Below are 15,555 nucleotides of genomic sequence, written 5' to 3' on the forward strand. Positions count from 1 at the left end.
ATAGCAAATCTATGGATAAACCAAAAAAACAGAGCAGCTACGTGTGGCTTTATAGCGTCCCTGTTCTGCTTCTTTTTTTTGGCCTGTCTCTCATTTGAACCAGCCTTTTTCATTAAAACGTGTAATCGCCTCAATTCGATTGCTGACATCCAACTTATCGAGTATGACTGAAATATAATTTCGCACCGTCCCTGTTGTTAAATACAGTTCACCGGCAATTTCCTTGGTATTCTTTCCGTCAGCAATAAGCGCCAACACGGTCTTTTCACGCTCCGTTAGCGGGTTGACCTCAGCATAAGCATCATCGACCAGTTCTGGAGCGTAAATACGTCGACCTGCCATAATGCTGCGAATGGAGGAGGCCAGTTCTTCACTGGGACTGTCCTTGAGTAAATAGCCGTGTGTGCCTGCCTTGATTGCTCGTTCAAAGTACCCGGGGCGAGCAAACGTTGTTAAAATAAGCACCTTGCAATTCAAGCCTTTGAGTTCCTCTGCCGCATCCAATCCGCTCTTGATCGGCATTTCGATGTCCATAATGCATATGTCTGGCTGATGGTGCTTCACCAGTTCTATAGCTTCTTCCCCGTTGCTTGCTTTTCCAACCACCTTCATGTCTTCTTCCAAGTCCAACAGGGAGGCTAGAGCACCCAGCAGCATACGCTGGTCTTCTGCGATGACGATTCGAATCATGACTCCACCTCCTCGACCGGTTTTTCAGTAATGTTGGGCACCTTAATGACCAGGGTCGTTCCTTGATCTAAACGTAGCTCCATACATCCGTTCACGAATTCGAGCCTTTCCTTCATGCCTTGCAGACCATTTCCCCGAAAAGCTCCATATTCTCCAGTAATCCCAACTCCATTATCCTGAATCCGCAGAGTCAATTCCTTACGAGACGGTTCAATGGTGATGGAGCAAGCGGTAGCTCCACTGTGTTTCACTACATTGGTTACAGCTTCCTTCATACACATACTCAGCACATTTTCATTCATTAATGACGTATGCTCCAGCTTGGGATCGCCTTCCAAGATCAGTTCGATATGCGCAGCCTTTAAAATTTGCCGAACCCGTAGCAGTTCATCCTCCAGTCTCATGCCACGCATTTGAGTAACCATTTCCCGTACTTCTTTTAACGCACTTCTCGCGGTAAAACGAACATCGTTAATTTCGGCATGAGCCCGTTCCGGGTACTGATCCAGCAGCTTGCCCGCCAAATCACTCTTCAGCCCAATGAGTGACAGCTTCTGACCCAAGGTATCGTGCAGGTCACGGGCGATTCTTTGCCGTTCCTCCAGCTTGATCAATTCCGATATTTTTTTATTAGCATCCTCTAATTGAACTTGAAGCCGATCACTTTTATTGCGATTAAAATTCGTAATCGGAAGAAGGATGACACCGATCAGATTGAGCAGGATAAAAGGAATCTGCTTAATAAAAACGGGATTCTGTGAAACAAAGCCGTAATTGATTAACCCAATCGTAATAACCATTAAAGTAATATACAGCGTTGTAAAAGCGGCCTTACTTTTCATATTACCAATCAGATACGCGATAAATATAGAAAAATACATATAGCTGAACAGCAGTGTCATCGTAATTGATATGGCGATCTGCACACTGGTCCAAAAGTATATGAGCCAACCTTGAGAGACAAAAGCCAGTACATAACAAGCAAAAAACACCAAAATAATCGCAGTACCCAGAATGATATGGCTTGTAGATGAGGAGCTAAAATAGTAAAAGGGCAGGATATAAAAGACGACCCATACATAAGGGCTGAGCCCCGTATTTCTTTGGAAAATCTGATACCACTTTTGCATCCTGCCACCCTTTTCTACTTCAGATATCCCTTATCTTATCATACCTATTTCCGTATAATATTATTTTCTTTCTGTGCCTACAACAGGAGTAGGAATGGGATTCGAAACGCCCACACGTTTGCTAAGCAGCGGCTTCACTTGTTTAAAGGTCAGAAAGGTTTTTGTACTTTCATCCCACAAACGAAACTTCAAAGATTGCAAACTGCTACTCATCGTGATCGTGGTCGCCTTTTGAAGCAACGGTGTCGCTTCATGCGCCTTTTCCAAATTGTAATTTGGCACTTTTGGGCTCAAGTGGTGAACGTGATGAAAACCAATATTGCCCGTAATCCATTGCAATACTTTAGGAAGCTTGTAGTAAGAACTGCCTTCTACGGCCGCATTAATATAACTCCACTCTTCATCATGCTCAAAATACGAATCCTCAAACTGATGCTGCACATAGAACAGCCAGATTCCCAACATACCAGAAACAAAAAAGATAGGCACCTGAACCAGAAGAAATGCCTGCCAGCCAATAGCCCAGCACAACAGTGCATACAAGGCGACAATGGATATATTCGTCACATACGTGTTTATTCTTTCTTTACGTTTGGCTGTCTTGACATTAAACCGATAGGAAATCAAAAAAGTATAGATCGGACCTAGTCCGAACATCACCCACGGATTTCGATATATACGATAGGCCAGCCGTGTCCATGTGGAAGCCGCTGTGTACTCTTCTACCGTAAGCACCCACATGTCCCCTGTGCCTCTTTTATCCAGATTACTGCTGGTTGCATGGTGGATCGCGTGACTATTTTTCCATTGATGATAAGGGCAGAGCGTAATAATCCCTGTAATCGTTCCCACCATATCGTTCAGCTTGCGACTTTTGAAAAAAGATTGATGACCACAATCATGAAAAATAATAAAGGTCCGTACCACAAATCCAGCCGCAATCATAGTAATTGGAAGCGTCAGCCAGTAAGAAACCGCCAGGCTAAGATAAGCGGCATACCACAATAGGATCAGCGGTCCCAAGGTATTGATGAGTTGCAGAACGCTGGATTTCGTGTTTATTTTTTCGTAGGGAGCCATATTTTTTTTCAATTGAGCTAACGGGAGTTGTGTCATACCCATTATGATCCTCCTTTAAAATGCAGCCCATACCTTGATCTTTGTCAGGCATACATGTTGTTCTAAGCTCAGTATAATGAGATCGCTAAATTCGCTGTAGTCATAAACGTCAGTTCGAGTATATGACATTTGTCATATAGGCAAGCTGTATCATCTGTTTTCCAAACGTTAGCGGGTTTCTTTTCTAATGATTATTTGTTAAAATGTAAGATATATAACGCTGTATGTGACTGGCGAAGTCAGTGGAATCAACCACGAGGGAGCATACAAACAAAGCGTACCGTTCGCCTGGGAGAAGTATTTGCAGAGGATTCGTCTGTCTTGACGACCTTGTGCAAATACTTTTTTTCGTTTTAGAAGACCATGACACCCTGTTGATTCTATTATGCGATAAATTCAGAGGAGGCTCGGACTATGGCTATTATTATGAAATCCAAAGAAGCAGCTGAGCAAGTGTATGCAACGATCCGTTCCCAAGTAGAGCAAATGAAACAGCAAGGACACCGTCCCCATCTGGCGACCCTGTTGGTAGAGGGTGATCCAGCATCTGCATACTATGCACGGACCAAGCAAAAAATAGCAGAGAAGCTGGGCATCTCATTTCATCTCCATACGTTTGATCGTCATGTTAGCGAAGCAGAACTTCTGCACCTGATCGGCACCCTAAATGATGCATCCCATGTACATGGCATTATGCTGGAGCTTCCGCTTCCTCAACATCTTTCCGCCTCCGTTATTAAACAGTCCATCGCCCCCTACAAGGATATTGACGGAATTACACCTGATAACAAGCTGGCTACCGTAACTGGTGACGCAGGGCTATACCCTGCTACACCTCAAGCCTGTATCGAGCTGCTCAAGCATTACGGCCACTCGTTGGCAGGCAAAAATGTCACGCTCGTGGGGATCGGGCAGACAGTGGGCCTTCCTCTTTTCCACATGCTGCAAAGAGAAAATGCCACCGTTACCGCCTGTCATGCAGGTACGCGTGATATTGCAGAGCATCTGAGCCATGCAGACATCGCCTTCGTCGCAGTCGGATGTCCTGATGTGATAACGCGGGATATGGTTCACCCCGGTTTGATTTTGGTAGACGCAGGAATAAATGAGACACTGGAGGGAAAAATCGTAGGTGACGCTGCTCCGGACGTTGTAGAAAAGGTACATGCCATTTCTCCCGTGCCCGGTGGTGTGGGTACCTTAACGACTGCAATTTTGTACAAAAATTTGCTCAAAGCGATACGTCTGCAACACTACTCCAGAGAGGTGGTTTATTCATGAGTGAACTATCGTGGAATCAGTCCATCGGACATTTTCTAAAAGAAGCTGCAAGTGCAGCGCCTACCCCCGGTGGAGGAAGTGTATCCGCGCTGGCTGCGGCACTAGGCGCAGCTATGACCTCCATGACCGCCAACCTTTCGCAAGGAGAAAAATACGCGCAATTCCGTGAACGAATGACGCAAGTCATTAGCAGTATGGAAAGATTGTCTACACATTGCGAGGAACTAATGGCCGCAGACATCCAATCCTTTGAACAGTACATGACCGCGCTGCGTTTGCCCAAAGAAACAGACGAAGAAAAACGCTATCGTACCCATTCCTTACAAACAGCAGTGATTGCTGCCATTGAGGTACCTATGCGCCTGCTGGAAGTATGCCGGGACGGATTATCACAAGCCTACAACATTGTGGAAATATCCAATAAAAATGTGATATCTGATCTGGGCATCGGTGCGATTCTGTTCGAAGCTGCCGCTCAATCCGCCCTGCTTACCATTGACATTAACCTTGCCTCGTTCAAAGACTTGGATGTCAAACAAGCCTACGAAGCCAAAACAGCCGCACTCCTCCGTGAAATCGCACAAATCAAAGAGCAAACCTTATTGACTGTGCGCAGTCGAATTGTTATCTAATCTGCTTATAACTGTGCACAAGCTGTAATAACCAAAATATTCTGCCTATTTGCTAACAGAAAAACCTCCAAACCATCTTTAATCGTTGGGTTTGGAGGTTATTTTATTGCAATTCATTAATTATGGAAAACTTTTCTATACTTTCTTCGTCTATGGATAAGGGACATTCTTTAAGATCATTTTTTCTCTTATATACATGGATCAAGAAATGAGGGAAATCGTATGAAAAGACGTGCTCTATTACTCAGTATAATTACGTTATTACTGCTCAGTCCCAGGGCCTGGGCGGCCGGAGATAATTCCACATCCCATATTCGCTCCTATGATTCCGGGAGTCTGACTCAATCCGATGGAAGCTTGTGGCTATGGGGCTATAATCAATCCGTACCGACTCGTGTAGAGGGCAAGCCGAACGTTGTAAAAACATTCTCTAATATTATCAACGAAGGCGATCTGGTATTTACCTTGCAAGACCACTCTGCCTGGTATGTGCCTAGAAACAACATTGCTGAATCCGTAAATTTTGCTCCCCTGGAAGGATTACAGAATCTCGTAGCTGTAAGCAGTTTAAATGACCATGTACTCGCTCTGAATAACGAGGGGAATATATTTTCAGCTGATCGACTCAAAGATAAAAATACCTTTGATCCTTTTCAAATCCTGTCTGGCATCGACGAGGTTGCCGATATCGATAGTTACTATGAAGAAAGACCCAATTATGAGGAACGCTGGATATTTCTAAAGAATGACGGCAGTGTATGGAAAAACACAAAAGCCTTGCAGGGCTTCGAACCTATTTCATCATTAAAAGATATTACGGCAATTGCTAAAAATATAGCCTTAAAAAAAGACGGCACCGTATGGACATGGCCCAAAGAATTTGATAAAAATGTAGCTCCGTCCGAAGCGTTAGCCGTATCACAAATTCATACCTTATCGGGCATCAAGACAATCAAGGCTAATAGATATTCCAATCTCGCGATTGATCAGCAGGGCCAGCTATGGTTCTGGGGGGCTACCGTTACAGGTGCCTTAGACAATACAACCTATCACAACGATAATACACCTGTATTATTAAAAGGGGTGCAGAATGTTAAAGACGCCTTTTTCGTTGAACGCTCCATCCTTGTTCTCACCACTGCTGGTAATGTATATGTTGCATCTCTAGATGGCGAAAAGCTATCATCCCATGTCCCTTTTACATTACTTGCTCAAAATATTCAAAGCATCAAAGCAGGCCCACGACACATCATCATGCAAAAAGCCGATGGCGCTTTGTGGGGCTGGGGGGTTAACAAGCACGCGCAACTCGGTATAGGCGATTATGAATTTCTTTATAGTACGCCAGTTCCTGTGCAAAAGCCGATTCTCGTCCGTCTCAACAATACGCCTGTCCCCCTAAGTAACGGTGTAATTACGCGCAACGGGCAGGCGTTTATTCCCCTCCGCTCCGTATTTGACAAACTAGGGGCCGAGGTCACATATGATTACAACAGCAAAATAGCAAAAATAGATCATTCCAAGGTAGCCGACCATCCCATCTCTATAGAAATAAATTTTAAAACCAGCCAAACAAAAGTGAACAGTAAATCTGTAGAACTCACCAATCCGCCCTTCATGGTGAACGGTATTGGTTATCTTCCACTGAGGCTCATCAGCGAGACACTCGGAGCCAAGGTAGATTGGATACAAAAAGAAGATACTATCGTAATTACGACGAAATAAAAGAAGAATTGATTAGTGAATATGCTGCAATCCAACTCTATGCCTTTGCCTCTGCCCTGTTCATTCTTGGTATCTGCTCAACAAAAAAGCACCTCACTCCGGCTTGTTGTCCGTGTAGTGAAGTGCTTATACCATGTAAATCTCACACCTATTTTTTAGCTTTATTCTCTTTCTCTCTTTCAATCAGCATATCCACAATCATATCAATCTGTCCGGTAATGGCGATCGGATCGTAGCGATAGTAAGTATCAAAATCATTAAAGAATACTCTATTCTTCTTCACTGCAGGCAGATTACCCCACACAGCAGACGATTTCAATTGCTTGAGCGCGGCTCCCTTTTTGTCTGGATCATAGGTTGTCAGGAACATGTAATCTGCGTCATACTGCGGCAGTACCTCCATTGAAAGCTGTACCGTTTGTTCCTTGGAATTAGCTGTCTTTTTCGGCATGTTCAGTTTGAGCGCATTGTATACGGCTTGTCCGCCTCGACCCGCATTGTCGCCAAAGATCCAAAGCGCATTCTTGTCCGTCAACTCATACAAACCGAAGGTTGCCTTTTCGTCAATAATACCTTTCAGACGAGCGCGACCTTCAGCAGCCTTTTTATCAAAGGTGGCAATAAATTGCTCAGCCTTGTCCTTTTCCCCAGTGATATCCCCGAATAGCTTGACTGTATCATAGATATTAGTTGTGGTTCCGTACGGAATGTACAGGGTCGGAGCAATTTTAGACAAAGCTTCATAATTCGTATCCTTCATAACCACAATCAGATCGGGTTTGAGTTCCAGCGTTTTTTCCAGATTGGTTGGGTCCCCTACCTCCTTGGTTCCTTTTTCCTTCAGCAAATCGGTCAGAAAAGGATTTTGAAACGCAGTCGGCTCCACACCCACCACGTTAGCACCTACGGACAGCAATTCTCCGCCGTAAAAATCCGTTACAATACGCTGTGGCTTAGCGGGAATCTGAATATCCCCTTTAACCGTTTTAAAGCTTCTCGTCTTTCCAGTAGCAGTGGATTCTTGCTTATCTCCTGAAGTTGAAGCGGGATTACCTCCAGTGTTATTTCCGCCGCATGCGCTCACAAATACAGACAATACAAGCATCAAAGTAGCCAGCATAAAAATCGATTTTTTCCTCAACCTAATAGCCCCCTATGTAATATGGAAATAGCCTTATATCTACATGATAATGATTATCAATATCGTAAGCAATATATCAAGCGCCACCCTTGCTGTCAACTGAAAAGTGAACTTTGTATTTTATCACTTATAAAATGAAAAGACCTGCCAAAATATTGGCCAGGTCTTTTTCATAGATCCGTCTTAGAAGCCTACATAGTGGGGGTAGGTTGCTGGAGGTTGCTTTCTGGTGATCGCTGTTTAGTTTTATATTGTTCTCCCCAATCCTTCATCAAGTTAATAATCGGGATCAGTGTTTCTCCAAATTCGGTGAGAGAGTATTCAACCTTAGGCGGAACCTGTTGGTAGACTTCACGGTGTACGACTCCGTCCTCTTCCAGCTCGCGCAATTGGAGTGTCAGCATACGCTGGGTAATTCCCGGACAAATCCGCCGAAAATCACTAAATCGCTTAGTCCCATACATAAGATGGTATAAAATGATCCCTTTCCACTTGCCCCCAATCACATCTAACGTGTACTCAACAGGACATGCCTGATCATTCCCAGCGGTACATTCACCAAAGCCGCCTTTCCGATTGCGCATTGGCTTTTCTCCTCCTTAGTATCATTTTATATACTACAGCACATTAATGTGCGTACTTCAAAAATGGTCATATCTATTTTAATATTAGTCATGCAATTGATAAGCGTCAATTTCAATCACATCCATAAGGAGTGGAATCACGATGGAAACCTTAACAACCACTAAAGATCAAATCTTAGCTGCATACAAGTTCAGACATGCTACAAAGGAATTTGATAGTCATAAGAAAATTAGCGATTCCGATTTTGAGTTTATTCTTGAAACCGGTCGTTTATCCCCAAGCTCGTTTGGCTTTGAACCCTGGAAGTTTGTTGTCGTCCAAAGTAAAGAAATGCGTGAGAAGCTGCTGCCCTATTCCTGGGGGGCCACAAAACAGCTGCCAACAGCAAGCCATTTTGTGCTTATTCTCTCCAGATTACCTAAAGATATGGTAGCTTCATCCGATTATATCAAGAATATGATGGAAAACGTGCAGCAATTACCTGCTGAAGTGATGCAAGGCAAAGAGAAGGTATATGATGCCTTCCTGAAATCAGATTTTGCGCTCGAGGAAAATGAAAGAGCTATGTTCGAGTGGGCCTGCCGACAAACCTATATCGCACTGGGCAATATGATGACTGCCGCAGCTCAAATCGGCATTGATTCCTGCCCGATCGAAGGTTTTAGTAAGCAAGAAATTGAACGTATCCTCTCCGAAGAAGGCATTATGGATGCTGAGCATTTCGGTATTTCTTGCATGGTTGCTTTTGGATACCGCCTGAACGAGCCGCGCGACAAAACTCGTCGACCTGTAGATCAGATTGTAGAGTGGGTATAAAACCTTTTCTCTAAAACAAAGAGGGCGTCCTAAGCCATTTCTACGGCTATGGGGCGCCCTCTTTTTATAAAACTCAGTTCCTACAAGTTTTGTCACTTCATACACTTACTGATAGTTCACTTTTTCCACGAAATAGATGTCCTTCAAACGAGATTTTACGCGCTCAATTTCATCTGATGTTAAAGGAGCCGTTGGACATAGCTTGAAGTTCCTTCCGGTAACATAACTTACATCCGTGTGACCATCCAGGTTGTAGGCCAGCCTCGGAACCGGTTTTCGGGTATAATCGGTAAAGTCAATAATGGACCATGCCGCATCTCCGTCCTCTTTGGATAAAATAATCCGCTGTGAGGCGTTTTCGGTCCACAAATAGCGCAGATTCGCTGGTGAATTATTGGAATCCATAGCCGTCTTAATACCTGAGCCTCTAAACATGAGCGTAAACTCCGTATGATCATTATTCGATCCTGCTACCGATTCATAAACCTGTTTCAGCCCGTCCACACCCACTATCTCGACGTTGCGATCAAGCGGGAAATGATTCACAAAGTTCTCCCATATTGGACCCATGTTATGGGTGTTGGCAAGTGCATTAATGTCCAAAATAATGGACAAGTAGTTTACCGTATTTATACGTTGATAAGGGTTATCCAAATATTGCTGTACTATATACAGTTGTGGTGCCGCATCTGTCTCCGTCACATAGGGGTCACCCGGATGAAGAGTCCAGCGGGAGGAATCTTTGGTATAGCGTGATCCAATCGGATCAATCGTAACCGAGTTCATAAATACAGTACCGCTATTATCGGCAATTCCCTGTGCGGGAACAATCGGATTGTCCTTATGGGACCAGTAAGGCATCAAAGGTGAGCCCTCACCATACATGCCGTTGACATTATATTGTGTAGCCGACCAGCCCATCGCGGATGTAATTCGATAGTGATCTTTCAACCATTGAGTCTGTTCAGGATTCACCGTAAAGCTGGTCAATGATTTCGGGAGGTACTTCCGATATGGGTCTGTATCCATGCTTTCAAACACGGATGGTGATCCCATCGAACCAGATTGATGTAGCTCATTGAATGCATTGTAACGGTACATATACAGCCACTCATCCATTTTTGCTTTCCAAACTGGAAGCTCGGGTGCGTCCAGGTTCGGTGACCCCGCCAGTATCCCGACTTCATCTCCATACTGATCGACGTAATCCAGAACCTGTTTAAGCTGTGGTCGGTTCGATTCTACAAAAACAAATCTGTTTTCCATCGCCCACGTCACTTTGATGTTGGGACCAAAGTGATCCATCAGCAATTGACGAGATTGCTTGATTTGGTCTACGGTAGTCACGCTTCCCTGTAGCATGATGGAGACAGCAAAGTATTGCTTTTTGCGTTCTCCGGGTCCTACCCTTAATTCCGCATCGGATGTGAAGTGAATCCCCTGGGATGGTGACTCAACCACAATTTTTAATGGAATGACCGAGTTCACTGCTGGAATCAAATGCAGATTGGCAATCTTTCCATCCTCGTCAAATATTCCTCTGGAATCCTCTACCCGAAGTATCAAGTCGGACGGCAGCATTTCAGGAGCTATAACCTCTCCTTTAGCATTATGAAATACGTAAGACATTTTCCAAGCAGCAGGATCTAAAGTAGCCGCCTCTGAAATAGTATACGTAGCCAAGTATACGGACCTGATTACGTTCGGTGGTTCTGCTGGCGGAGTCTTCCCCTTCACGATCAGCTTGGTATGAGCTGTAAGCACCCGATAAGGTTTGGCAATGGTGACCTTCATCTCTACCGGAATGAAGCTGTCTGCAGCCGGAATATTTTCGGGATGTGCGATTTTCCCTTGTATATCAAACACACCTAACTCATCACTAAATGTGTACGTGACACTCGTGACACTGGCAGCAGGAATGCTTACTGGTCGCCCTTCATGGTAGAGCTGAAAGGATAGCTGATACGAAGGGTACGTTTCCGGCTGATTTGCCAGCTCTTGTGCCTTGATTACCACCTCATCTACCCGAAAATCCGAAGAATGATCCGGTGGATCTACTGGAATTATTGGTGGTTTGGGATTAGGCACCGGCGGTTTGACTGGCGGGTCCGGCTTCGGGTCCGGTGGTGTCACTGGCGGGTCCGGTTTCGGCTCTATTGGTGTCACCGGGGAGACTGGTGAATCAGGTCTTGGGCGATGCCTTTTAGGCTCCTCAATGTCCGAATTCACAGGTTGTTGCCTAATTTCCGGTGTCAAGTCGACCGCAATCTTCTTCGATTCTTGTTGGCTGGTCGTCTGAGGCATAGTTGCAGACCCAGTTCCTGATGACTCCAGTAAGCGCTTGGCACGTTCTCTCAGTCCGTCACCGCCTAACCATATCCGATAGGCAACCAGCGTGGCGTCCTGCCGACTCACAGGCTCTTTAGGATGGAAATAATGATTTGTATCCCCCTGGATCAGTTCCAACCGTTCCATCAGCCATACACTCGTTTGTGCATAATCCGATACATCAGATTGATCCACAAAACTGGATATACCAGCATGTAGGGGATCTTCAGTAACACCAAAATACCGGGCATACCATACAGCCATATCCTGACGAGTCATATTGTGTTTGGCACCGAATAATTGATCACTAATTCCTTTCGTAATCTTCTCTTCCTGTAGGGTCTGCACATAAGGCAAAGCCCAGGGTGACACATCCCGAAAAGAAGTTGCGCCGCTGTTATTCGATGTTCGTTTTAAGGTTTTAGCAAAAATGCTTGCCCATTCCTGCCGGGAGATCAATTGTAAAGGTCGAAAGCTCCCATCCTGATAACCCGTAACATAACCTTGAGCAGCCATGGTCTCAATCGCATCAGCTCCATAGGAATGTTCGATATCGTTAAAGGCTCTGTCCGCAAAAACAGGCGCACTATGTATACAGAACAACCAGACAGCCAGTAAACCAGCCATGTAATGCCTAATTTGTTTCAACCTTTTTTCACAGTTCATTATTTGAGATTATTACACCTCCTTTACGAGATGACACTGGGCCACTTTCACCTGTACCTTCATATCAACTTTGAAAATAAATCTCTTTTGTTTTCAAACGATTTTTCATTACTGTTAACACCAAACTGTATATACTTGGTTTATCGGAATAATCCCCCTAGGATTGAATAAAGCCAGCAAAAAAAGTGACTTTAGTAATATGTTTCCCTGCTCATTCATTCTGTTTTTTTAAGCCGTAATTCCCTATCACTAAACAATGGTTTTCATTGGAAATTAAATACTTATATCTTTTGGGGTTATCATTTTTTTCATGTGTAGAAACAAAAAAAGAGATGACACCTGTATCGGCATTTGCCTGAGTACAAAATGTTATCTCTTTTTTAGTGTAAGATGCACGTATTACATTCGGTCTGCTCGTTAATCCTTTTTAAGCTCAGAGCCCTTATAAATATAAAAGTAGCCCTTTAGCGTTCCATTTTGCGGATAAGCGGCCGGATCTTTGTCTTTTATTTGGGCTACCCACACTCGGTTTATAAGTGTAGAGGGGCCTTCCTCAACTAGTGCTTCAGCAGACATGCCAGTGATTGGTTGTGCTGCGCTGGACCAGAATGTAACTAAGTAGACATCGTCAGCCTTAAAATGATAGCGTCCTTCACTTGGAGTTCCCTCATAAAATAACTCAGCCAAAGAAGCTGCCTCAGATCCTCTCATAAAAACTCGAATCTCATCAGTTCCGTTCCATGTATGAGAAATTCCGTCCTTTGGATTAACGTATTCTACAGTTTCTGGCTCCTTGTTGCTATTAAAATCAACAACCGCATATTTATAAACCTCATCTGTTACACTCTTGGTTGCAAATTCGGTTGTTTTCTCTGTTCGGTAGCCACTGAACATTCCATACACATTCGGGGTTTTGCTAATTGCAGCGAAGGCCTTTTCCTGATCCATAAATCCAGCTCTTCCTGCTACTGGGGTCAGCCTGTAGGTCTTGATTTCAGTCCCCTTGTACTGATCCCAAGAGTATTCGTAATAATATTTTGCATAAGATATTCCACTGTTCCAGCCTACAGATACCAGCATGATAATACCTAGCATGAATACTGCTGGCCATTTTTTCAACATCATACCCACAACCTCTTTTCTCCAAATACACTTAAATTATCATTAGAATTATAGCTTTTCAATAATTCTATTAACAGTAAAATATTAGAAGGAAGTGTGGATAAATTATGTCTTTTCGGTTAGTTAGTCATGTGACTACTTATATTATTGTCTTTATGGATATTTTCCGTTCCGGCATCCAATGCCGTTTTGTAATATAAGCATTTATGTTCAATAACTTCCATTGTTTTTTTTAGTTCTTCCATTTGTGCTTCTACAGTAGCCTTTCGTTCCAAAAACATGTCATATCTTTGTTGTAGTGTGGCATCCCCATCAGAGCACCAATCAATGAAATTTTTAATTTCTTTGATCGGCATTCCGGTCGATTTTAGACATTCAATTATTTTTAGAGCGTCAATATCGGATTCTTTAAATAATCTTGTTCCGCTAGATGTCCGTTCTACAAAAGGCATTAGTCCCTCCTTGTCGTAGTAACGCAAGGTATATGCTGTAAGATTCAATTCTTTAGCAACTTCGCTGATCGAATATGTCTTCATCATGCATCTCCTATTCTTAATTACGTAGACTTCGAGTTAACTCTAAGATATAAAAGGGATTTTATCAAGTTATTTGCTAAGTGTCACAGTCCCCTAGCAGGAATTTTCAAAAGGAGTATAAAGTAGTCGCTTGACTTAGAGTTAACTATAAGGATTAACATGGATTTACAAGAGAAAAAAACATGACGGAGAACCACTGCATTCTCTTGAAAAATATAATAATTAGGAGGCAATTTATGATAACTGCTAAAGCACGAGCTGTTGACGGCCCAGACCAGCCATTTCGAGCGGCTGAAATTACACGGCGGGATCTTGATTCGCATGATATTCTGATTGAAATTAAATTTGCTGGCATATGCCATTCTGACATCCACACAGCTCACGGCGAATGGGGACCAGTGAACTACCCTCTCGTACCTGGACATGAAGTTGCAGGGATTGTTACGGATGTAGGATCTGAAGTTACAAAGTACAGCGTTGGTGATCGGGTAGGAGTTGGCTGTATGGTCGATTCCTGTGGCGAATGTGAGAACTGTCGTAAAGGAGAGGAACAATACTGCCTTAAAGGAAATGTTCCTACCTACGCTGGTGTTGACAAATACGGCGAGCCTACACAGGGCGGATATTCTACCCATATTGTCGTAACTGAGGATTTTGTAGTCAAAATTCCAGATAACATAGGGCTTGACGTGGCTGCTCCGTTACTTTGTGCAGGTATTACGACATATTCACCGTTAAATCACTGGGAAGCTGGTCCAGATAAGAAAGTGGCCGTTGTGGGCATGGGAGGCCTTGGCCATATGGCTATCAAGATTGCACATGCTATGGGTGCTGAGGTAACCGTTTTATCACAAACATTAAAGAAAAAAGAGGACGGCTTGCAATTTGGCGCAGACCACTATTATGCCACAAGCGAGCCAGAAACATTTGAAAAACTGGCTGGGCACTTTGATTTGATTATTAACACGGTTAGTGCCAACATCAATCTGGACGCTTATTTTGCACTGCTTAATCTTGATGGAACTTTGGTGAACGTCGGTGCCCCTGGGGAGCCGATGTCACTAAATGTGATGTCCCTTATCGGACATCGCCGTTCATTTGCAGGCACAATGATTGGAGGCATTCGTGAGACACAGGAAATGTTGGATTTCTGTGCAAAACACAATATTGTTCCTAAAATTGAAGTGATATCGGCCGATCAGATTGACGAAGCCTACAAACGCGTATTAGCTTCTGATGTGAAGTATAGATTCGTGATCGATATTAGCACCATGTGAGGTATGTAAATCAATAATGTTGTAAAAGTGATTATTTTTGAAGGTGTCCCAAGCATGGCTTGGGGCATCTTCGCATTTCTTTTGCAAAAAAAGGTGCCAGATTCCATTTCCTCTTTTGTATTTATTCGAAATCCAAAGATTTCACCCTTGGAATATAATACAATAGGTATATAAAGGAAGGGGGCTTATCTATGTTCAAGAAAATGGATATCTACCGAATTCTCACTTTAATATTTGCTGTAGTTGTTATGGTCTCGTCTCTTTTATCCCTCGCATATCCAGATACTTACAAGCACGCCTACACCATCGCACAATTTTTTTTAGGACTTGTGTTTTTATTGTCTGGCATCTCAGAATTTAAAGCTAATCGCAAGAGTATGGCCATAATGAACTTCTCCGTTTCCCTTCTCACTTTTTTTGTATTTATATTTGCACTTATAGTCCGAACAGATTAACTACACACTTTCTTCCCCCACTCGCAGTCTTTCATAGTTCATTCCTCTCCAT

The 15,555-nt window shown here is 43.5% G+C and carries 13 protein-coding genes and 1 riboswitch; of the genes, 5 read left to right on the forward strand and 8 right to left on the reverse strand.

Annotation, left to right across the window (positions count from 1 at the left end; all coding sequences use genetic code 11):
- Window positions 1-90: 90 nt before the first annotated feature.
- Genes ACQQ6X_RS12375 through ACQQ6X_RS12385 form a run of 3 tightly spaced genes read right to left on the reverse strand, consistent with a single transcriptional unit; the run spans window position 91 to window position 2,942 of the window.
- The gene (locus ACQQ6X_RS12375) at window positions 91-690 is read right to left on the reverse strand and encodes a response regulator transcription factor (RefSeq protein WP_305165562.1); all 600 of its coding nucleotides are present in this window, start codon (window positions 688-690) and stop codon (window positions 91-93) included.
- A complete protein-coding gene (locus ACQQ6X_RS12380; RefSeq protein WP_305165563.1) occupies window positions 687-1,820 on the reverse strand; it encodes a sensor histidine kinase in 1,134 nt (377 codons plus the stop codon). Before ACQQ6X_RS12380 ends, ACQQ6X_RS12375 begins: the two co-directional genes overlap by 4 nt.
- Before the next feature lie 60 nt (window positions 1,821-1,880).
- Window positions 1,881-2,942 carry a fatty acid desaturase gene (locus ACQQ6X_RS12385; protein WP_149035496.1) on the reverse strand — a complete coding sequence of 354 codons (1,062 nt, stop codon included), beginning with the start codon at window positions 2,940-2,942 and terminating at the stop codon, window positions 1,881-1,883.
- Window positions 2,943-3,155: 213 nt separating this feature from the next.
- Window positions 3,156-3,240: riboswitch (ZMP/ZTP riboswitch) on the forward strand.
- A 113-nt stretch (window positions 3,241-3,353) separates the two neighbouring features.
- On the opposite strand from ACQQ6X_RS12385, the gene ACQQ6X_RS12390 reads away from it, so the two are divergent.
- From ACQQ6X_RS12390 to ACQQ6X_RS12400, 3 genes are all read left to right on the forward strand, one after another.
- Complete coding sequence (locus ACQQ6X_RS12390; protein ID WP_063210968.1) at window positions 3,354-4,220, forward strand: bifunctional 5,10-methylenetetrahydrofolate dehydrogenase/5,10-methenyltetrahydrofolate cyclohydrolase; 867 nt, start codon at window positions 3,354-3,356, stop codon at window positions 4,218-4,220.
- A complete protein-coding gene (locus ACQQ6X_RS12395) occupies window positions 4,217-4,852 on the forward strand; it encodes a cyclodeaminase/cyclohydrolase family protein (RefSeq protein ID WP_305165564.1) in 636 nt (211 codons plus the stop codon). The genes ACQQ6X_RS12390 and ACQQ6X_RS12395 overlap by 4 nt, the downstream gene beginning before the upstream one ends.
- A gap of 222 nt (window positions 4,853-5,074) precedes the next feature.
- Window positions 5,075-6,577 (forward strand): stalk domain-containing protein, encoded by a 1,503-nt coding sequence (locus tag ACQQ6X_RS12400; protein WP_305165565.1) that lies wholly within the window; start codon window positions 5,075-5,077, stop codon window positions 6,575-6,577.
- 148 nt (window positions 6,578-6,725) lie between these two features.
- On the opposite strand, the gene ACQQ6X_RS12405 is transcribed toward ACQQ6X_RS12400, so the two are convergent.
- Window positions 6,726-7,718, reverse strand: coding sequence for an ABC transporter substrate-binding protein (locus ACQQ6X_RS12405; protein ID WP_305165566.1), 993 nt, complete (start codon window positions 7,716-7,718; stop codon window positions 6,726-6,728).
- A gap of 191 nt (window positions 7,719-7,909) precedes the next feature.
- Window positions 7,910-8,302, reverse strand: a complete 393-nt coding sequence (locus ACQQ6X_RS12410) for a winged helix-turn-helix transcriptional regulator (protein ID WP_305165567.1) — start codon at window positions 8,300-8,302, stop codon at window positions 7,910-7,912.
- A 142-nt stretch (window positions 8,303-8,444) separates the two neighbouring features.
- Here ACQQ6X_RS12410 and ACQQ6X_RS12415 point away from each other — a divergent pair, with 142 nt between their 5' ends.
- Window positions 8,445-9,119, forward strand: a complete 675-nt coding sequence (locus ACQQ6X_RS12415) for an NAD(P)H-dependent oxidoreductase (RefSeq protein ID WP_305165568.1) — start codon at window positions 8,445-8,447, stop codon at window positions 9,117-9,119.
- Window positions 9,120-9,224: 105 nt separating this feature from the next.
- On the opposite strand, the gene ACQQ6X_RS12420 is transcribed toward ACQQ6X_RS12415, so the two are convergent.
- From ACQQ6X_RS12420 to ACQQ6X_RS12430, 3 genes are all read right to left on the reverse strand, one after another.
- On the reverse strand, window positions 9,225-12,113 hold the full coding sequence (locus ACQQ6X_RS12420) for an S-layer homology domain-containing protein (protein ID WP_305165569.1): 2,889 nt from the start codon (window positions 12,111-12,113) through the stop codon (window positions 9,225-9,227).
- A 417-nt stretch (window positions 12,114-12,530) separates the two neighbouring features.
- Window positions 12,531-13,238, reverse strand: a complete 708-nt coding sequence (locus ACQQ6X_RS12425; RefSeq protein ID WP_305165570.1) for a hypothetical protein — start codon at window positions 13,236-13,238, stop codon at window positions 12,531-12,533.
- A 116-nt stretch (window positions 13,239-13,354) separates the two neighbouring features.
- Window positions 13,355-13,771, reverse strand: coding sequence for a MerR family transcriptional regulator (locus ACQQ6X_RS12430; RefSeq protein ID WP_063212914.1), 417 nt, complete (start codon window positions 13,769-13,771; stop codon window positions 13,355-13,357).
- 236 nt (window positions 13,772-14,007) lie between these two features.
- Here ACQQ6X_RS12430 and ACQQ6X_RS12435 point away from each other — a divergent pair, with 236 nt between their 5' ends.
- Window positions 14,008-15,048: an NAD(P)-dependent alcohol dehydrogenase gene (locus tag ACQQ6X_RS12435; RefSeq protein ID WP_305165571.1), complete on the forward strand. Its 1,041-nt coding sequence runs from the start codon at window positions 14,008-14,010 to the stop codon at window positions 15,046-15,048.
- Window positions 15,049-15,555 lie beyond the last annotated feature (507 nt).

Source organism: Paenibacillus ottowii (genome assembly GCF_050516475.1).
In the GTDB taxonomy this organism is placed as follows: domain Bacteria; phylum Bacillota; class Bacilli; order Paenibacillales; family Paenibacillaceae; genus Paenibacillus; species Paenibacillus ottowii.